The organism is Variovorax multivorans, assembly GCF_051216835.1.
Lineage (GTDB): Bacteria > Pseudomonadota > Gammaproteobacteria > Burkholderiales > Burkholderiaceae_C > Variovorax.
Genome location: NZ_JBPJZL010000009.1, coordinates 46,872 through 66,258, shown reverse-complemented (window position 1 = coordinate 66,258; position 19,387 = coordinate 46,872). Strand labels below are relative to the sequence as shown.

Annotated in this window: 15 protein-coding genes; 10 read left to right on the top strand and 5 right to left on the bottom strand. The window is 66.0% G+C overall.

Annotated features, from left to right (window positions below):
* The first annotated feature begins 91 nt into the window (after nt 1–91).
* From ACSFCA_RS23530 to ACSFCA_RS23485, 10 genes are all read left to right on the top strand, one after another.
* Nucleotides 92–1,546, top strand: coding sequence for an aldehyde dehydrogenase family protein (locus ACSFCA_RS23530; protein WP_354339136.1), 1,455 nt, complete (start codon nt 92–94; stop codon nt 1,544–1,546).
* Nucleotides 1,547–1,599: 53 nt separating this feature from the next.
* Entirely contained in the window at nt 1,600–2,565 is a 966-nt protein-coding gene (locus ACSFCA_RS23525) for an ABC transporter substrate-binding protein (RefSeq protein ID WP_258351109.1), read from the top strand.
* Nucleotides 2,566–2,577: 12 nt separating this feature from the next.
* The gene (gene chvE, locus ACSFCA_RS23520; protein WP_093048199.1) at nt 2,578–3,648 is read left to right on the top strand and encodes a multiple monosaccharide ABC transporter substrate-binding protein; all 1,071 of its coding nucleotides are present in this window, start codon (nt 2,578–2,580) and stop codon (nt 3,646–3,648) included.
* A 41-nt stretch (nt 3,649–3,689) separates the two neighbouring features.
* Nucleotides 3,690–5,216 carry a multiple monosaccharide ABC transporter ATP-binding protein gene (gene mmsA / locus ACSFCA_RS23515; RefSeq protein ID WP_258355355.1) on the top strand — a complete coding sequence of 509 codons (1,527 nt, stop codon included), beginning with the start codon at nt 3,690–3,692 and terminating at the stop codon, nt 5,214–5,216.
* Entirely contained in the window at nt 5,203–6,414 is a 1,212-nt protein-coding gene (gene mmsB / locus ACSFCA_RS23510) for a multiple monosaccharide ABC transporter permease (protein ID WP_258351108.1), read from the top strand. Before mmsA ends, mmsB begins: the two co-directional genes overlap by 14 nt.
* 9 nt (nt 6,415–6,423) lie before the next feature.
* The gene (locus ACSFCA_RS23505) at nt 6,424–7,947 is read left to right on the top strand and encodes a sugar ABC transporter ATP-binding protein (protein ID WP_435460967.1); all 1,524 of its coding nucleotides are present in this window, start codon (nt 6,424–6,426) and stop codon (nt 7,945–7,947) included.
* 166 nt (nt 7,948–8,113) lie between these two features.
* A complete protein-coding gene (locus ACSFCA_RS23500) occupies nt 8,114–9,163 on the top strand; it encodes an ABC transporter permease (RefSeq protein ID WP_435460966.1) in 1,050 nt (349 codons plus the stop codon).
* Nucleotides 9,160–10,188 (top strand): galactofuranose ABC transporter, permease protein YjfF, encoded by a 1,029-nt coding sequence (gene yjfF / locus ACSFCA_RS23495; protein ID WP_258351105.1) that lies wholly within the window; start codon nt 9,160–9,162, stop codon nt 10,186–10,188. The genes ACSFCA_RS23500 and yjfF overlap by 4 nt, the downstream gene beginning before the upstream one ends.
* 8 nt (nt 10,189–10,196) lie before the next feature.
* The gene (locus tag ACSFCA_RS23490) at nt 10,197–11,933 is read left to right on the top strand and encodes an IlvD/Edd family dehydratase (RefSeq protein WP_258351104.1); all 1,737 of its coding nucleotides are present in this window, start codon (nt 10,197–10,199) and stop codon (nt 11,931–11,933) included.
* 6 nt (nt 11,934–11,939) lie between these two features.
* Nucleotides 11,940–12,857 (top strand): dihydrodipicolinate synthase family protein, encoded by a 918-nt coding sequence (locus ACSFCA_RS23485; RefSeq protein ID WP_435460965.1) that lies wholly within the window; start codon nt 11,940–11,942, stop codon nt 12,855–12,857.
* Between the two features lie 19 nt (nt 12,858–12,876).
* Here the strand turns inward: ACSFCA_RS23485 and ACSFCA_RS23480 are convergent, their stop codons facing one another.
* The 5 genes from ACSFCA_RS23480 to ACSFCA_RS23460 all read right to left on the bottom strand — a co-directional run bounded on the left by ACSFCA_RS23480 (nt 12,877) and on the right by ACSFCA_RS23460 (nt 19,271).
* Nucleotides 12,877–13,146: a hypothetical protein gene (locus ACSFCA_RS23480; RefSeq protein WP_435460964.1), complete on the bottom strand. Its 270-nt coding sequence runs from the start codon at nt 13,144–13,146 to the stop codon at nt 12,877–12,879.
* A gap of 135 nt (nt 13,147–13,281) precedes the next feature.
* Complete coding sequence (locus ACSFCA_RS23475) at nt 13,282–13,761, bottom strand: hypothetical protein (RefSeq protein ID WP_435460963.1); 480 nt, start codon at nt 13,759–13,761, stop codon at nt 13,282–13,284.
* Between the two features lie 76 nt (nt 13,762–13,837).
* Nucleotides 13,838–14,248 carry a hypothetical protein gene (locus ACSFCA_RS23470; protein WP_093048219.1) on the bottom strand — a complete coding sequence of 137 codons (411 nt, stop codon included), beginning with the start codon at nt 14,246–14,248 and terminating at the stop codon, nt 13,838–13,840.
* Nucleotides 14,249–14,399: 151 nt separating this feature from the next.
* Nucleotides 14,400–16,967, bottom strand: a complete 2,568-nt coding sequence (gene cphA, locus ACSFCA_RS23465) for a cyanophycin synthetase (protein WP_435460962.1) — start codon at nt 16,965–16,967, stop codon at nt 14,400–14,402.
* 60 nt (nt 16,968–17,027) lie between these two features.
* A complete protein-coding gene (locus ACSFCA_RS23460) occupies nt 17,028–19,271 on the bottom strand; it encodes a cyanophycin synthetase (protein ID WP_435460961.1) in 2,244 nt (747 codons plus the stop codon).
* Between the last annotated feature and the right edge of the window lie 116 nt (nt 19,272–19,387).

Here is a 19,387-nt window from a genome sequence, read left to right as displayed (position 1 = left end):
CCATTTTGCTTAAAAAACGATTGGATTGATATCAAATCTATTCATAGACTCGCAGCACTCCAAAAACAACAGAGACAAGGTCTGCGCCCCGGTGATTCACGGCGAGCTCCATCAGAACGTGCGGCAGTACATCAATGGCCGCTGGGAAACCAGCGCGACCACGGGTGTGAGCGCCAATCCCTCGGACACCAGCGAAGTGGTGGCCGAGTACGCACGTGCCGATCGCCGCCAGGCCGAAGCCGCCATCCGCGCGGCCACCGAGGCCTTTCCCCACTGGAGCCACAGCACGCCGCAGCGGCGCGCCGACGTGCTCGACCGCATCGGCGCCGAACTGCTCGCACGCAAGGACGACCTGGGCCTGCTGCTGGCGCGCGAGGAGGGCAAGACCCTGCCCGAAGCCGTTGCAGAGGTGGCGCGCGCGGGCCAGATCTTCAAGTTCTTCGCGGGCGAAGCCCTGCGCGGCGGCGGCGGCGAGAACGTGGCCTCGGTGCGCGCGGGCGTGCAGGTCGACGTCACGCGCGAACCGGTCGGCGTGGTGGGGCTCATCACGCCGTGGAACTCGCCCTTTGTCATCCCGGCGTGGAAGATCGCGCCCGCGCTGGCCCATGGCAACAGCGTGGTGTTCAAGCCCGCCGAACTGGTGCCGGCCTGCGGCTGGGCGCTGACCGAGATCATCAGCCGCGCCGCCTTGCCGGCCGGTGCCTTCAATCTCGTGATGGGCAGCGGCCGCGAAGTGGGGCAGGCGCTGGTCGACAGCGCGCTGGTCGATGCGCTGAGCTTCACGGGCTCCATGGCCAATGGCGAGCGCATCCTGCAGGCCGCTGCCGCAAGGCGCGCCAAGGTGCAGCTGGAGACGGGCGGCAAGAACGCGCTGGTGGTGCTGGCCGATGCCGACCTCGACCGCGCCGTCGATTGCGCGGTGCAGGGCGCGTACTTCTCGGCAGGCCAGCGCTGCACCGCGTCGAGCCGGCTCATCGTCGAAGCGGCAGTGCACGACGCCTTCGTCGCAAAGCTGCGCCAGCGGCTCAAGACACTGAAGATCGGCCACGCGCTGGAGCGCGGCGTCGACATCGGCCCGGTGGCCGACGAAGAACGCCTGGCGCAGAACCTCGCCTGGGTCGACGTGGCGCGCGAAGAAGGCGCCGAGCATGTGTGGGGCGGCGAAGCGCTGGAGCGCGCCACCGTCGGCCACTACATGAGCCCCGCGCTGTTCCTGGCCAAGCCCTCGCACCGCATCGCGCGCGAGGAGATCTTCGGCCCGCTGGCCTGCGTGCTGCGCGCCGACGACTACGACGAAGCGCTCGCGCTGTGCAACGACACGCCCTTCGGCCTGTGCGCGGGCATCTGCACCAATTCGCTGAAGCACGCGATGCATTTCAGACGCCATGCCGTGGTCGGCATGACGATGGTCAATCTGCCGACCGCGGGGGTGGACTTCCACGTGCCCTTCGGCGGCCGCAAGGGGTCGGGCTACGGGCCGCGCGAACAAGGGCGCCACGCCGCGGAGTTCTACACGACGGTGAAGACCGGCTACATGCTGGCCTGAGCCGCGACGAAAAAACGGTTCTCAACAAGCAAGTCAACAGAAGGAGACATCCCATGACCATGAATCGCCGCACCCTCAACACCGCGCTCGCCGCTGCTGCCCTCAGTGGCATGCTGCCCATCTCTGCGCTCGCGCAGAAAAAACTGGTGCTCGGCTTCGCACAGGTGGGGGCCGAGAGCGAATGGCGCACCGCCAACACCGAGTCGATCAAGTCGTCGGCCAAGGAGGCCGGCATCGATCTCAAGTTCTCCGATGCGCAGCAGAAGCAGGAAAACCAGATCAAGGCCATCCGCTCGTACATCGCACAGAAGGTGGACGTGATCGCGTTCTCGCCGGTGGTGGAGTCGGGCTGGGAAACCGTGCTGCGCGAGGCCAAGGCCGCCAAGATCCCGGTGGTGCTGACCGACCGCTCCGTCAACACCAAGGACGACTCGCTCTACGTGACCTTCATGGGCTCCGACTTCACCGAGGAAGGCCGCAAAGCGGGCCGCTGGCTGGTCGAGAAGATGAAGGACCAGAAGGGCGATGTGAACATCGTCGAGCTGCAGGGCACCGTGGGCTCGGCTCCGGCCATCGATCGCAAGAAGGGCTTCGAGGAAATCATCAAGGCCGACCCGAAGTTCAAGATCATCCGCTCGCAGACCGGCGACTTCACGCGCGCCAAGGGCAAGGAAGTGATGGAAGCCTTCCTGAAGGCCGAGGGCAAGAAGATCAATGTGCTGTTCGCGCACAACGACGACATGGCCATCGGTGCGATCCAGGCCATAGAGGAAGCCGGCCTGAAGCCGGCGAAGGACATCACCATCATCTCCATCGACGGGGTGAAGGGCGCCTTCGAAGCCATGATCGCCGGCAAGCTCAACGTGTCGGTCGAATGCAGCCCGCTGCTCGGGCCGCAGCTGATGCAGGCCGTGAAAGACATCAAGGACGGCAAGACGCTGCCCAAGCGCATCGTGACGGTCGAGGGCATCTTCCCGATGGAAGTTGCCGCGAAAGAGTTTCCCAATCGCAAGTACTGAGAGCCCACACCCATGAAACGCAAATTCCTCAAAGCCTCTCTCGCGGGCATCGCGTTCGCCATCGTCGGCTTCACGCCACTGGCCAACGCGCAGGACAAGGGCCTGATCGCGATCTCGATGCCCACCAAGTCGTCGGCCCGCTGGATTGCCGACGGCGCCAACATGGTCAAGTACTTCAAGGACAAGGGCTACAAGACCGACCTGCAGTACGCCGACGATGACATTCCCAACCAGCTCGCGCAGATCGAGAACATGGTGACCAAGGGCTCCAAGGTGCTGGTGATTGCGGCCATCGACGGCACCACGCTGTCCGACGTGCTGCAGAAGGCGGCCGACAAGGGCGTGAAGGTCATCGCGTACGACCGGCTCATCAAGGGCTCGAAGAACGTCGACTACTACGCCACCTTCGACAACTTCCAGGTCGGCGTGCTGCAGGCGCAGTCGATCGAGGCCGCGCTGGGGCTCAAGAGCGGCAAGGGTCCGTTCAACATCGAGCTGTTCGGCGGTTCGCCCGACGACAACAATGCCTTCTTCTTCTACAACGGCGCGCTCTCGGTGCTCAAGCCCTACATCGACAGCGGCAAGCTGGTGGTGCGCAGCAAGCAGATGGGCATGGACAAGGTCGGTACGCTGCGCTGGGACGGCGCGGTGGCACAGGCGCGCATGGACAACCTGCTGTCGGCCTACTACACCAAGGACCGTGTCGACGCGGTGCTGTCGCCGTACGACGGCCTGTCCATCGGCATCCTGTCGTCGCTCAAGGGCGTGGGCTACGGCTCGGGCTCGCAGCCGATGCCTATCGTGTCGGGTCAGGACGCCGAGGTGCCTTCGGTCAAGTCGATCCTGCGCAAGGAGCAGACCTCCACCGTGTTCAAGGACACGCGCGAGCTGGCCAAGGTGACGGTGGCCATGGTCGACGCCATGCTCTCGGGCAAGACGCCCGAGGTGAACGACACCAAGACCTACAACAACGGGATCAAGGTCGTGCCCTCGTACCTGCTGAAGCCAGTGAGCGTGGATGCGTCGAACTGGAAGACGGTGCTGGTCGACAGCGGCTACTACAAGGAAAGCCAGATCAAGTGAGCATCGAAAGCAGCATCGCCGATGCTGGTGCAATCCTCGAGATGCGTGGCATCACCAAGACGTTCCCCGGCGTGAAGGCGCTGAGCAACGTCAACCTCAGCGTGCGCGCCGGGGAGATCCACGCGGTAGTGGGTGAGAACGGCGCGGGCAAGTCGACGCTCATGAAGGTGCTCAGCGGCGTCTACCCGTGCGACTCGTACACCGGCGAGATCCATTTCGAGGGCGAGCTGCGCCGCTTCCGGGGCATTGCCGACAGCGAGAAGCTCGGCATCATCATCATCCACCAGGAGCTGGCGCTGGTGCCGCTGCTGTCCATTGCCGAGAACATCTTCCTGGGCAACGAGATTGCCAGCGGCGGCGTGATCGACTGGTTTGCCGCGTACGCGAAGACGCGCGAGCTGCTTTCCAAGGTGGGCCTGAAGGAGCCGCCGACCACGCTGGTAACCGACCTGGGCGTGGGCAAGCAGCAGCTGGTGGAAATCGCCAAGGCGCTGGCCAAGGAGGTGAAGCTGCTGATACTCGACGAGCCCACCGCCAGCCTGAACGAGAACGACAGCGATGCGCTGCTGATGCTCCTGCTGGAGCTCAAGCGCCAGGGCATCGCGTCGATCCTCATCTCGCACAAGCTCAACGAGATTGCCAAGGTGGCCGATTCGATCACCGTGCTGCGCGATGGCGCCACGGTCGAGACGATGAACTGCGCAAGGCAGGCGATCAGCGAAGACCGCATCATCCGCGGCATGGTGGGGCGCGACATGGCGCACCGCTACCCGCAGCGCGACCCGAAGATCGGCGAGACCGTGTTCGAGGTGCGCGACTGGCGCGTGCACCATGCGCTGCATGCCGACCGCGAGCAGATCAAGGGCGTGAGCCTGAACGTGCGCAAGGGCGAGATCGTCGGCATTGCGGGCCTCATGGGCGCGGGACGCACCGAGCTGGCCATGAGCGTTTTCGGCAAGTCCTACGGGCAGCGCATCAGCGGCTCGGTGTTCATGCACGGCAAGCAGGTGGACGTGAGCACGGTGCGCAAGGCCATCGACCACGGCATCGCCTACGTCACCGAAGACCGCAAGGGCCTGGGGCTGGTGCTGGAGGAAGACATCCGCAAGAACATCAGCCTGGCGAATCTCGATGCGATTTCCGAATCTTCGGTGATCGACAACGGGCGCGAGTTCAAGGTGGCCAACGAGTACCGCAAGGCGCTCAACATCCGCTGCTCGGGCGTCGAGCAGTTGGTGGTCAACCTGTCTGGCGGCAACCAGCAGAAGGTGGTGCTGAGCAAGTGGCTCTTCACCAAGCCCGAACTGCTGATTCTCGACGAGCCCACGCGCGGCATCGACGTGGGCGCCAAGTACGAGATCTACACCATCATCGACCAGCTCGCGAGCGAGGGCAAAGGCATTCTCATGATTTCTTCGGAACTGCCGGAGCTGCTCGGCATGTGCGACCGCATCTATGTGATGAACGAGGGGCGCTTCGTCGCCGAGTTTCCGGCGGCCGAGGCCTCGCAGGAACGCATCATGCACGCCATCGTGAGTGCGGGGAGCTCTGTTCATGTCGCAGCCTGAAGTGAACGCGGTGAAGGCCGCCATTCCCGCTTCCGAAGCGCCGAAGCTGCATGTCGGATTTCTGAAGAACAACCTGCGCGAATACGGCATGCTGATCTCGCTGGTCGCGATCATGGTGCTGTTCCAGGTGCTGACCGACGGCACGCTGCTGCGGCCGCTGAACCTCACCAACCTGCTGCTGCAGAACAGCTACGTGGTCATCATGGCGCTGGGCATGCTGCTGGTGATCGTGGCGGGACACATCGACCTGTCGGTGGGCTCGGTGTGCGGCTTCATCGGGGCGCTGGCTGCGGTGCTGATGGTGGAGTACGAGTGGCACTTCGTGCCCACGGCCATCGTGAGCATTCTTGCGGGCGCGGTCATCGGCGCGGCGCAGGGCTGGTTCGTGGCGTTCCGCAAGATCCCTTCGTTCATCGTCACGCTCGCGGGCATGCTGGTGTTCAAGGGGCTCACGCTGGCGCTGCTGGCGGGGCAGTCGGTGGGGCCGTTCCCGGTGGAGTTTCAGCGGCTCAGCTCGGGCTTCATTCCCGATCCGCTGGGTGGCGATGCATTGCGCACCACCTCGCTGATCGTGGGTGCGCTGGCCGCCGCGGCGCTGGTGTTCTTCAAGCTGCGCGGGCGCGCCAAGCTGGCGGCGCACGGCATGGAGCAGGAGCCGTATGCATTCTTCCTCGTGAAGAACCTGTTCTTCGCGGCCATCATCCTGTTCTTCAGCTACCTGCTCTCGACCTACAAGGGCCTGCCCAACGTGCTGATCGTGATGGCGGTGCTGATCGTGGTGTACGACTTCGTCACCAACCGCACGACCATCGGCCGGCGCATCTATGCGCTGGGCGGCAACGAGAAGGCGGCGCGGTTGTCGGGCGTGAAGACGCAGCGGCTCGCATTTCTCACTTTCGTGAACATGGGCGCGCTGGCGGCGCTGGCGGGCCTCGTGTTCGCGGCGCGTCTCAACACGGCCACGCCCAAGGCGGGCCTGGGCTTCGAGCTCGACGTGATCGCGGCCTGCTTCATCGGCGGCGCATCGGCCTCGGGTGGCGTGGGCCGGGTGATGGGCGCGGTGATCGGCGCCTTCATCATGGGTGTGATGAACAACGGCATGTCGATCCTGGGCATCGGCATCGACTACCAGCAAGTCATCAAGGGGCTGGTGCTGCTGGCGGCGGTGTTCATCGACGTCTACAACAAGAACAAGTGACGGCTGTACATGGCTGACGACGACACTCTCTCGCCCGTCTTGGAGCTCAAGGGTATCCATAAGCAGTTCGGCGGCATTCCGGTGCTGCGCGACGTGCAGTTGCGGTTGTACCCGGGCGAGATCCACGCACTGATGGGACAGAACGGCGCGGGCAAGTCGACGCTGATCAAGGTGCTGACGGGCGTGCTGCCGTCCAGCGGTGGCGAGATATTCCTCGACGGCCAGCCGATTCACCCGCACTCGCCGCTGGAGGCCCAGAAGCTGGGTATCAGCACGGTCTACCAGGAGGTGAACCTGTGCCCGAACCTGTCGGTGGCGGAGAACGTGTTCGCGGGGCGCTATCCGCGCTGCGGCGTGGCGCAGGGCTTTCGCATCGACTGGGCTTGCGTGAACCGGCGCGCCGAAGAACTGCTGGCGCGCATCGGGCTCGACATCGACGTGACGCGGCTTTTGTCGAGCTACTCGGTGGCAGTGCAGCAGATGGTGGCGATTGCGCGGGCGCTGGGCGTGTCGTCGAAGGTGCTGATCCTCGACGAGCCGACGTCGAGCCTTGACGACGACGAGGTTGAGAAGTTGTTCGAGGTGCTGCGCAGGCTGCGCGGCGAGGGACTGGCGATCGTTTTCGTGACGCACTTCCTCAACCAGATGTATGCGGTGTCGGACCGAATCACGGTGCTGCGCAACGGCAGCTGGATCGGCGAATGGCGCGTGGCCGACTTGGGGCCGCAGGCGTTGATTGCCGCGATGCTCGGGCGCGAGCTGGCGGCGCAATCGGCGCGGCCTGCTGCGTTGCCTGCGTTCGACGAGGCCGCACCGGCTTTGCTGCAGGCCGAAGGGCTGGGCCAGGCTGGGCAACTGCAGGCAACTGACTTGCGCGTGCGCGCGGGCGAGGTCGTCGGCATCGCGGGCCTGCTGGGCGCGGGACGTACGGAACTCGCTCGGCTGCTGTTCGGGCTGGAGTCGCCCGACCGTGGCGTGCTCAAGGTTGATGGCCGCGCTGTCAGTTTTTCGAATCCGGCCGATGCAATCCGTGAAGGCCTTGCGCTGTGCCCCGAGGAACGCAAGACCGATGGCATCGTTGCCGAACTTTCGGTACGCGAGAACATTGCGCTTGCCTTGCAGGCACGCTTGGGCACGCGGCGATTCCTGTCGCATGCTGAGCAGACCGAGATGGCAGAGCGCTTCGTCAAGTCGCTGGGCATCAAGACCGCGAGTGTTGAAACCCCCATCGGCCTGCTCTCCGGCGGCAACCAGCAGAAGGCAATGATCGCGCGCTGGCTCGCGACCGAGCCGCGTTTACTGATCCTCGACGAGCCCACGCGCGGCATCGACGTGGCGGCCAAGCAGGAAATCATGGAAGAAATTTTGCGGCTCGCGAAGGCGGGCATGGCGGTGATCTTCATCTCGTCGGAGATGAGCGAGGTGGTGCGCGTGGCGCATCGCATCGTGGTGCTGAGGGACCGGAAGAAGGTGGGCGAGTTGCCGGGTGGCTCGACCGAGGACGAGGTGTACGAAATGATTGCGGCGACGTGATGCGAACTCCCTCTTCGTGTTGTCCCCTCTCCCGCTTGCGGGAGAGGGTTAGGGTGAGGGCAGGGGCCCTCGACAAGCAGCGGGCCTCGGTACAGGCCGCACCCTCACCCCAGCCCTCTCCCGCAAGCGGGAGAGGGGGCAAGGCCGCCCCGGTGGAGCAACTGACATGACCAACGCCAACAACAATCGCCTGACGAACGCGATGCGTCATCGCCTCGCCTGGCCCATCATCACGCTCGCGCTCCTGCTCGCAGTCAACACCGCCTTCAACTCCAGCTTCCTGCACCTCGAATGGCGCGAGGGCCATCTCTACGGCAGCCTGATCGACATCCTGAACCGCGCGGCACCGCTGGTGCTGGTGTCGCTGGGCATGACGCTGGTGATCGCCACGCGCGGCATCGACATTTCGGTAGGCGCGGTGGTGGCCATTGCGGCGGCGCTCGCGGCCTGGATGATTGGCGGCTCGGTAGCCAATGACGTGAGCCGATTCCCGATGTCGCTTGCCATCATCGCGGCCATCGGCATTGCGTTGCTGTGCGGGCTGTGGAACGGGCTGTTGGTGGCCAAGGTCGGCATGCAGCCGATCATTGCGACGCTGATCCTGATGGTGGCGGGGCGCGGCATTGCACAGCTGATTGCCGATGGGCAGATCATCACGATCTACTACAAGCCCTTCTTCTTCCTCGGCAGTGGTTATCTGCTGGGGCTGCCGTTTTCGCTGTTCATAGTGGCGGCGGTGTTCGTGCTGCTGTATCTGGCGATCACGCGCACGGCGCTGGGGTTGTTCATTCAGGCTGTGGGCATCAACCCGACAGCAGCGCGTGTGGCGGGTGTGCAGGCGCGGCGGCTGATTGTTGGTGCGTATGCCTTCTGTGGTGCTTGCGCGGGCGTGGCGGGGCTCCTGATCAGCTCCAACGTGAAGAGTGCGGATGGCAACAACGCAGGGCAACTGATCGAGCTCGATGCGATCCTGGCGGTGACGCTGGGCGGCACTGCGCTGACCGGCGGGCGCTTCAGTCTCGTTGGCAGCGTGATCGGCGCGCTGATCATCCAGACGCTGACCTATGCGATCTATTCGCTGGGGGTGCCGCCGGAGATCAATCTTGTCGTGAAGGCGGGTGTGGTGTTTGCGGTGATGCTGTTGCAGTCGCCTGAATTCAGGGCGGAAGTGCGGTCGCTGGTGCAGCGGCCGGCGCATGAAGGAGCGCATTCATGAGTGCGGTGATCGACGCGGCACCCTCACCCCAGCCCTCTCCCGCGCGCGAGAGAGGGAGTAAGAAGGGGCTCAATCCCAAGTACCTGCCATTGGCGGCGACCATCTCGCTGTTTGTGCTTGTGGCCACGCTGGGGTCTGTCTTCTACGACGGCTTCTTCTCTGCGCAGGTGTTCCTCAACCTGCTGATCGACAACGCCTTCCTGATCGTCGTGGCCGTGGGCATGACCTTCGTGATTCTCTCGGGCGGTATCGACCTGTCGGTGGGCTCGGTGATCGCGCTGACCACCATGGTGTCGGCCTCGCTGGTCGAGAAGCACGGCTGGAGCCCAGGCATCGTGATTCCGCTGGTGCTGGTGATGGGCACGGCCTTCGGCGCGTTCATGGGGCTGCTCATCGAGCGCTTCCGGCTGCAGCCTTTCATCGTCACGCTGGCAGGCATGTTCCTGGCGCGGGGGCTGTGCTACCTCATCAGCATCGACTCGATCAGCATCACCAACGAGTTTTACTCGGAGGTCTCGCAGATCCGCATTCCCATCTGGGGAGAGGCCTCGGTGTCGATCAGCGCGGTGATCGCCATCGTGGTGCTGCTGGCGGCGATTTTCATTGCGCACTGCACGCCTTTCGGCCGCGCGGTGTACGCCATTGGTGGCAGCGAGCATTCGGCGATGCTGATGGGCCTGCCGGTGCGCCGCACGCTCATTGGCGTGTACACGCTCTCGGGTTTCTGCTCGGCGCTGGCGGGCGTGATCTTCACCTTCTACATGCTCTCGGGCTACGGCCTGCACGCGATAGGGCTCGAGCTCGACGCCATCGCGGCGGTGGTGATCGGCGGCACGCTGCTCACGGGCGGTGTGGGCTATGTGGCGGGCACGCTGTTCGGCGTGCTGATGCTCGGGATCATCCAGACGCTCATTTCATTCGACGGCACGCTGAGCTCGTGGTGGACGCGCATCGTGGTTGGTGCACTGCTGTTCGTCTTCTGTTTGCTGCAACGCTTCTTTACCTCGCGCTCTCCACGGCGCTGATTCAACCCATGACAAAGAAACTTCGTTCGACCGAATGGTTCGGCTCGGCCGACAAGAACGGCTTCATGTACCGAAGCTGGATGAAGAACCAGGGCATTCCGGACCACGAGTTCGATGGCCGGCCGATCATCGGCATCTGCAACACCTGGTCGGAGCTCACGCCGTGCAACGCCCACTTCCGCAAGATCGCCGAGCACGTGAAGCGCGGCATCTCGGAGGCGGGCGGTTTCCCGGTCGAATTCCCGGTGTTCTCCAACGGCGAATCGAACCTGCGGCCCACCGCGATGCTCACGCGCAATCTTGCGAGCATGGACGTGGAAGAGGCCATCCGCGGCAACCCGGTCGATGCGGTGGTGCTGCTCACGGGCTGCGACAAGACCACGCCCGCGCTGCTGATGGGCGCGGCGAGCTGCGACATCCCGGCCATCGTGGTCACGGGCGGGCCGATGCTCAACGGCAAGCTCGACGGCAAGAACATCGGCTCTGGCACGGCCGTATGGCAGCTGCACGAATCGCTGAAGGCGGGCGAGATCAACCTGCACCAGTTCCTCTCGGCCGAAGGCGGCATGTCGCGCTCGGCAGGCACCTGCAACACCATGGGCACGGCTTCGACCATGGCCTGCATGGCCGAGGCGCTGGGCACTTCGCTGCCGCACAACGCAGCCATTCCGGCGGTCGATGCGCGGCGCTATGTGCTCGCGCAGATGTCGGGCATGCGCGCCGTGCAGATGGCGAAAGAAGGGCTCACGCTGTCGAAGATCCTCACGCGCGAGGCTTTCGAGAACGCGATTCGCGTGAATGCGGCCATCGGCGGATCGACCAATGCGGTGATTCACCTGAAGGCAATCGCGGGGCGCATCGGCGTCGATCTGGAGCTGGAAGACTGGACGCGCATCGGCAGCAACACGCCGACCATCGTCGACCTGATGCCTTCGGGGCGCTTCCTGATGGAGGAGTTCTACTACGCCGGCGGGTTGCCGGCTGTGCTGCGCCGGCTCGGCGAGAACGGTCTGCTGCCGCACCCCGATGCGCTGACCGTCAACGGCCATTCGATCTGGGACAACGTGCGCGATGCACCCAGCCTCGACGACGAAGTGATCCGCCCGCTGAGCAACCCGCTGATCGCCGATGGCGGCATCCGCATCCTGCGCGGCAACCTGTCGCCGCGCGGTGCGGTGCTCAAGCCCTCGGCCGCGTCGCCGGAGCTGCTGAAGCACCGCGGCAAGGCGGTGGTGTTCGAGAACCTGGAGCACTACAAGGCGCGCATCGTCGATGAAAACCTCGACGTCGATGCCAGCTCGGTGATGGTGCTGAAGAACTGCGGCCCCAAGGGCTACCCCGGCATGGCCGAGGTGGGCAACATGGGACTGCCGCCGAAGCTGCTGCGCCAGGGCGTGAAGGACATGGTGCGCATCTCGGATGCGCGCATGAGCGGCACGGCATATGGCACCGTGGTGCTGCACGTCGCGCCCGAGGCAGCGGATGGCGGACCGCTCGCGGCGGTGCGCGACGGCGACTGGATCGAGCTCGATTGCGATGCGGGGCGTTTGCATCTCGATATCAGCGACGAAGAGCTGGCGTCGCGCCTGGCGTCGCTGACCGCCTCCGACGCACAGCCGATGAGCACGCGCGGCGGCGGCTACCAGAAGCTCTACGTCAACCACGTGCTGCAGGCCGACGAAGGCTGCGATTTCGATTTTCTGGTCGGCTGCAGAGGCTCGGCCGTTCCCCGCCATTCACACTGATTCACCATGACACCCAGATACCGCGGCATCTTCCCGGTGGTGCCCACCACCTTCACCGAACAGGGCGCGCTCGACATCGAGAGCCAGAAGCGTTGCGTCGATTTCATGATCGATGCGGGCTCGGACGGCCTGTGCATCCTGGCGAACTTCTCGGAGCAGTTCGTGCTGTCCGACGAAGAGCGCGAGGTTCTGACGCGCACGATCCTCGAACACGTGAAAGGTCGCGTGCCGGTGATCGTGACCACCACGCACTACAGCACCAAGGTGTGTGCCGAACGCAGCCGCCGCGCGCAGGACATGGGCGCCGCGATGCTGATGGTGATGCCGCCGTACCACGGTGCGACTTTCCGCGTGCCCGAGCCGCAGATCTTCGAGTTCTATGCGCGGCTGTCGGACGCTGTGGGCATTCCGATCATGATCCAGGACGCGCCGGCCAGCGGCACGGTGCTGTCGGCGCCGTTCCTCGCGCGCATGGCCAAGGAGATCGAGCACGTCGCGTATTTCAAGATCGAAACCGCCGGCGCGGCCGCGAAGCTGCGCGAGCTGATTCGCCTGGGCGGCGACGCCATCGAAGGCCCGTGGGACGGCGAAGAGGCGATCACACTGATGCCCGACCTCGACGCCGGCGCGACCGGGTCGATGACCGGCGGCGGCTACCCGGACGGCATCCGGCCGATCATCGAGGCGCACCGATCAGGCGACCGCGACAAGGCCTTCGCGCTGTACCAGCAATGGCTGCCGCTGATCAACTACGAAAACCGGCAGGCGGGCCTGCTGGCTTGCAAATCGCTGATGAAGGAGGGCGGGGTGATCGCCTGCGAAGCGCCGCGTCACCCGTTGCCGGCGATGCACCACGACACGCGTGCCGGCCTGATCGAAACCGCAAAGCGGCTCGATCCGATGGTGTTGCGCTGGGGGAAGTAGGGACGGGGAAAGAGGCCGCTCAGGCCTCGGGGGTGCTGTTCTTTTCGAGTTCGCTGACCTGCAGCGACAGATCGAACAGCTTGGACTTGCTGGCGTAGTAGCGGTCGAGCCGCCATTCCTTCAGGATGTCCATTGCAAGCTGGAAGCTCTTGTAGTCGAGGTTGTAAAGCGTGACCAGTTCGAAGCTGCGTTCGGACTCTAGAGCCAACACGAGTTGGGCCAGGATCTTGGCCGATTCGTTGGCCGGGTCCGTTTCGATGAATCGGCGAGCGACCTTGATGGCATTCATGGGAAAGGATTCCTCGGTAGGCAGGGACCGAGAACTATAGCTAGCGTGCAACTGCCTTTTGTGACAGTAATGTGACAGTAGGGGCATCGCCAGCCCACTGAGTGGGCCTGGCGACACCTCGGGGGCAAAGCTCAATCAGCGCAGGGGCGCGGGCATCGGGCGAGGCATCGGCCGAGGCATGGGCATCGGCTCCGGTGCCATGGCCGGCGCGGGCATCACGATGGTGGTGACCGACTCGCGGATCACACCACCGCCCATCACGCTGCCGTCGACATTGGCCTGGGTGTTGCCGTTGCTGCCGAGCACGCGAGCCTCGCAGGCGGCGCGGTCGTCCGGTTGCTGCTGCAGGCCGCAGCGCGCGAGCGCATTGGCGCGGTAGTCAGGTGCGCTGGTCAGGCCGCCCTGGGCGGCTGCCTGGCGCGCGGCACCGGCTTCACGGATACAGGCGGCGCGGTCTTGCTGGTTGTGGCCGCAGACGGCCAGTTCCTGCTGGTAGATGCCGGGCGCTTCACCGCGGCGCGGCGATGCGGCCGAGACAGCGGTGGAGGCCGCCAGCGCGCCAACGGCGAGCACGGCGAAGAGCATTGAACGAGTGTTGCGAGTAGTGCTTTTCATGGATGACTCCTTGAAGCGAGCTGAAAAACCAGGGAAATGTTCGGCCTCCCATAGGAGGACAGGAGGCCGGGTTCGGTCAACGTGCCGGCAGGGTCTGCGGCGGCAGGGGCGTCACGGTTTCGCGGATCACGCCGCCGCCCATCACGCTGCCTTCGGTGGTGGTGCGTGCTCCGCCCTTGATGCGGGCTTCGCAGTCAGGCTGTTCGACGGCAGGCAATTCGCTGCAGCGGGCGAGGGCGTTGACCTGCTCGCGGGCTGGGCTGGGGCTGGTGAGACCGCTGCGTCCGGCTTCCTGACGGGCTGCGCCGGCTTCGCGCAGGCATGCGGCGCGGTCTTGCTGCACGCCGTCGCAGGTGGCGCGTTCCTTTTGCATGCGGGCGTCGGAGCCCGGTGCCTGTGCGCTGGCCGTCTGTGCGCCGAAAACGATGAAACCACTGGCGGCGAAGAGGGCCGTGGCAGAGAGGATCGAACGAACTGTTGTTGTCATGCGGGCTCCTGGTGAAGCCACGCCCTCCGGGAGGTGCGTGACCGGAGCCACAGTCTGGTGTCGGTCGGGGCCTGCGGTCTGTGGGACAGCCGCACCCATGAACTGGGCCGGACGCGCCCCTGCATGTGGGACGTGTCCGGCAAGCGGAGCTTCAGCCCGCTGCGATGCGCTGTGCGAGGTGAGCGAGCGCTTCCTCGACCTGATCGACAAGGATCAAAGACAGGTCGCCGGGCTGCAGACGGGCCAACGCCGTGTCGATGGCGACGAATTCGCCGCGGATCTCGTCGATATAGCGCGTGCGCGCTGCGCCCTGCAGGCCCTGACGCAGCAATGCCATGACCTCGCCGTCAGCGCGGCCGCGTTGCGCCGCATCCTGATAAAGGATCACGTCGTCGAAGGCCTGGCCGAGGATGGCCGTCTGGTCGCGGATGTCCGAATCGCGCCGGTCGCCTGCGCCGCTGATCACCACCGAGCGCTTCTTCGCCGGCATCGTGTCCACGGCAGACACCAGTGCGCGCATGGCGTCGGTGTTGTGGCCGTAGTCGGCGATCACGGTGGCACCGCGGTAGTCCATGACGTTGAAGCGTCCGGGTACGCCGGCCGCGTCGTTCATAAAGCTCGCGAGGCCGCTGCGGATGGTGTCCCAGTCCAGGCCCACGGCCCAGGCTGCGGCGACCGAGGCCATGACGTTGTCGACCTGGAAGCCGATGGTGCCGCCGCGCGTGATGGGCACGTCGCGCAGCGCGATGCGTTCGCGCCACGAGCCTTCGGCCGCGACCAGCGTGTCCTGGTCGACGTACACGGTGCGCTTGCCTTGCGCGCGGTGCGTGGCCATCACCGGGTGCATGCGGTCTGCGGTGAAGAAGATCACGTGGCCGGGGCAACCTGCTGCCATGGCCGCGACGTTCGGGTCGGCTGCGTTGAGCACCGCGTAGCCGTCGGCCGCCACGTTGCGCACGATCACGCGCTTGAGCACCGCGAGGTCTTCGACGGTGGTGATGTAGTTCAGGCCCAGGTGGTCGCCGCTGCCGATGTTGGTGACCACGGCCACCTGGCAGCGGTCGAAGCCGAGGCCTTCGCGCAGCACGCCGCCGCGGGCCACTTCGAACACGGCCGCATCCACGTCGGGGTGCATCAGCACGTTGCGCGCGCTCTTGGGGCCGCTGCAGTCGCCGCTGTCGGTCTGGCGGCCGTCGACGTACACGCCGTCGGTGTTGGTCATGCCGGTGCGCAGGCCGCTCGACGCGAGCAGGTGGTTGATGAGGCGCGCGGTGGTGGTCTTGCCGTTGGTGCCGGTCACGGCAACCACGGGAATGCGACCGTCGTCGCCATGGGCGAAGAGGGTGTCCATCACGGCTTCGCCGACTGCGCGGCCGCGGCCGAACGAGGGCGAGATGTGCATGCGCAGGCCGGGCGCGGCATTCACTTCGACCACGCCGCCGTGCTGCTCTTCGAGTGGGCGCAGCACGTTCTCGCAGACCATGTCGACGCCGCAGATGTGCAGGCCGACCATCTGCGCCGCATCGACAGCGCGCGCAGCCACTTCGGGGTGCACGGTGTCGGTCACGTCGGTGGCAGTGCCACCGGTGGAAAGGTTCGCGTTGTTGCGCAGCACCACGCGCTGGCCGCGTGCGGGCACGCTGTCGGGCGCGAGGCCCTGGGCTTCGAGCCGGCCGATGGCGATGTCGTCGAGGCGGATCTTGGTGAGCGAGGTGGCATGGCCCTCGCCGCGGCGCGGGTCGAGGTTCACGGTATCGACCAGCTGGCGCACCGTGGAGCTGCCGTCGCCGATCACCTGCGGCGGGTCGCGCCGCGCGGCGGCCACGAGGCGGTCGCCCACCACCAGCAGGCGGAAGTCGAAACCGGGGAGAAACTTCTCGACCATCACCTCGCCGTAAGCGGCGGCCGAGTCGTAGGCCGCGAACAGTTCTTCGCGCGAGTTGATGTTGACCGTGACGCCCTTGCCCTGGTTGCCGTCCTGCGGCTTCACCACCACCGGCAGGCCGATCTCATTGGCGGCGGCCCAGCCGTCTTCGGCGCTGCTGACGGGGCGGCCCAGCGGCACGGGCACGCCTGCGGCGTTGAGCAGCTGCTTGGTCAGTTCCTTGTCTTGTGCGATCGATTCGGCCACGCCGCTGGTGCTGTCGACTTCGGCGGCCTGGATGCGGCGCTGTTTCGAACCCCAGCCAAATTGCACGAGGCTGCCGCTGGTGAGTCGGCGGTACGGAATGCCGCGTGCCACGGCGGCATCGACGATGGAGCCGGTGCTCGGACCCAGGCGCTCGGATTCGTCGAGGTCGCGCAGCTCGGTGATGGCGGCGTTGGCGTCGAAGGCGGTGTCGGCCAGGGCGGCGGCGATGAGCTGCTCGGCCACTTCGATCGCGCGGCGGCCGACGGCTTCTTCGCTGTACTGGAACACGACCTGGTAGACGCCGTCTTCCACGGTGGGCGAGGTGTGGCCGAAGTTGACGGCGCAGCCGGCCTGGGCCTGCAGCGCCACCGCGGCGTTCTCGAGCACGTGGGCCAGCGCCAGCGGCTGGCCCAGCACCATCGGGTGCAGCTCGCCGATGGTGGGGAAGCGCGCGCGCAGGCGTGCCTCGAAGCCGGCCAGCTTGCTGATGGCGTTCTCGTCGCCTTCGCAGGCCACGACTGCCTCGATGGCGGTGTGGCGGCTCCAGAGATTGGGCCCGCGAAGGGCTCGGATGCGGGTGACTTTCATGGGGCGGCGAGGGCTACGGTCTTGTCGAGGCGATACGGAGCGATGCGATGCAAGGCTCAGTCAGGCGAATTGGGGTTGGGGTTGGAGCGGCTGGGTCTGCGACAGCTGCAGCGAGGCCAGCGCCGCCTGCAGGTCGGCCTCGAAGGCCTCCACGCCGGCGCCGATCAGGTTCAGCGGAATGCCCATGGCCCAGGCCGCGGCCACGGCGGCCAGCAGGCTTTCGAGGCTCACGCCGGCATGGGTGGCGCGCCACACGGTCAGCCGGCCGAGGCCCGGCAGGAACGATTCGCTGCTGCCGTTGGCCAGCACCACGCGGTCTTGCCGCACCAGTACTGCCTTGCCGCCAGCGGTCTGGTGCGCGGTGAGGTCGGCGGCCTGCGAGTCGGCCGAATACAGGATGACTGCGCCATCGCACAGCGGCGCAAGGCCGGCCACGCGCGGATCAGCCGCGTTCAGCACGGCGGTGCCTTCGGACAGCACCACGTCGACCTGCGTGCGCAGCACCTTGACCATCTGGTCGCTCTCGGTGATGTCGTAGTCGGCCAGCGCTTCAGAGCCGTCGAGGTCGGTGACGATGCCGACTTCGCAGCGGTCGTAGGAAAGGCCGTCGCGCAGGATGGTCTCGGCGCCGTTCTCGATCACCACTGCCTGCACGGCGCGGTTCACGAGCAGGCGGTGGCCGGCGTCCCAGTTGGCACTGTCGCGCGCATCGACGCGGCGGCGTTCGAGGAAAAGGCCGTCGCGGCAGGCGAGGCCGGTGTGGCGACCACCCAGGCCGATCAGCCAGGCCACGAGGCGCGCCAGCACGGCGGTGTCGCGCGAGCCGGCCACGCCGACCACGGGAATGCGCCCGGGCGCGTCGTTGGGGAACAGGTGGTCGCAGATGGCGCGGCCCACCGGGCGCGGCGAACCGACAGCCGGCTTCAGGTGCATCAGCAGGCCGGGGCCGGCGTTGACTTCGACGATTGCGCCGCGCTGCGGGCCCAGCGGCTTGGAAATATCTTGCGCCACAAGGTCGATGCCGGCGATGTCGAGGCCCACCACGCGCGCGGCCAGCACGGCGGCATGCGCGACTTCGGGGTGGACCTGGTCGGTGCAGTCGTTGGCCATGTTGCCGTTGCGCTGGATCGTGACCACGCGGCCGGCAGCCGGCACGGCGTCGGCGTCCAGCTCCTGGCGCTTGAGTTCGAGCTGCAGCTTGGCGTCGGTGTCGATCACGATCACGTCGAGCGGAAACTCTTCCTCGGCGCCGCGGCGCGGGTCGCTGTTGAGTTGCTTGTCGATGAGGTCGCGCACACTGCTCTGGCCGTCGCCGGTCACGGTGATGATCTCGCCGCGCGCGGCCGCCACCACCTCGCCGCCTACCACCAGCAGGCGGTGTTCGTGGCCGCGGATGAAGCGCTCGACCATCACGTCGCTGCCTTCGGGCTCGGCGACCGCGAAGGCGGCAAAGACTTCTTCGCGCGTCGTCAGCTCGAGCGACACACCGCGGCCGTGGTTGGCGTCAGAGGGTTTCACGACCACCGGCAGGCCGATGTCCTCGGCGGCTTCCCAGGCTTCTTCGGCATTGGCGACCACCTGGCCTTCGGGCACGGGCACGCCGCAGCTCGCGAGCAGGGACTTGGTCAGTTCCTTGTCGCTGGCGATCGATTCGCCGATGGCGCTGGTGTAGTCGGTCTCGGCGGTCCAGATGCGCTGCTGGTTGGCGCCGTAGCCCAGCTGCACCAGGTTGCCGCTGTTCAGGCGCATGTGCGGAATGCCGCGGTCGGTGGCGGCGGCCACGATGGCGGCGGTGCTCGGGCCGAGGTAGCAGTCTTCGACCTTGGCCTTGACCGCGTCGACGGCCTTCTGCACGTCTGCGGCGGTGAACGGGTCGTTGTTGATGGCGGCCATCAGCAACTTGTGGCCCTCGGCCAGCGCCACGCGGGCGACCTGCTCGTCACGCGCGCGGAAAACCATGCGGTAGACGCCGTGCTCCGAGGTGCTGCGGGTTTGCCCGAAGCCGGTCGGCATGCCGGCCAGGTTCAGCAGCTCGATGACGACGTGTTCGAGCACGTGGCCCGACCAGGTGCCTTCGGTCAGGCGCTGGATGAACCCGCCGCGCTCGCCCACGCCGCAGTGGTGCTCGATGAGCGCCGGCAGCAGGCCGGTCAGGCGGTCGGTGAAACCGTCGATCTTGTTGGAGGGGTAATCTTCCAGTTGGCCCAGATCGAGCCAGACTTCGAGCACCGGACGGTAGGTCCAGAGGTTGGGACCGCGCAAATAGTTGATGCGCAGCAGTTGGATGTCGTCGAAACGGGTCATGCAAACGTTCGATGTGCTTTGGCCGAGCACCACGGCGCCTTCAAGCGCGCCCATGGCGATCAGTCAGAATCGGCGCCCGACGAAGGGCGCCATGACGCGGTCCATGCGGCCCGCGA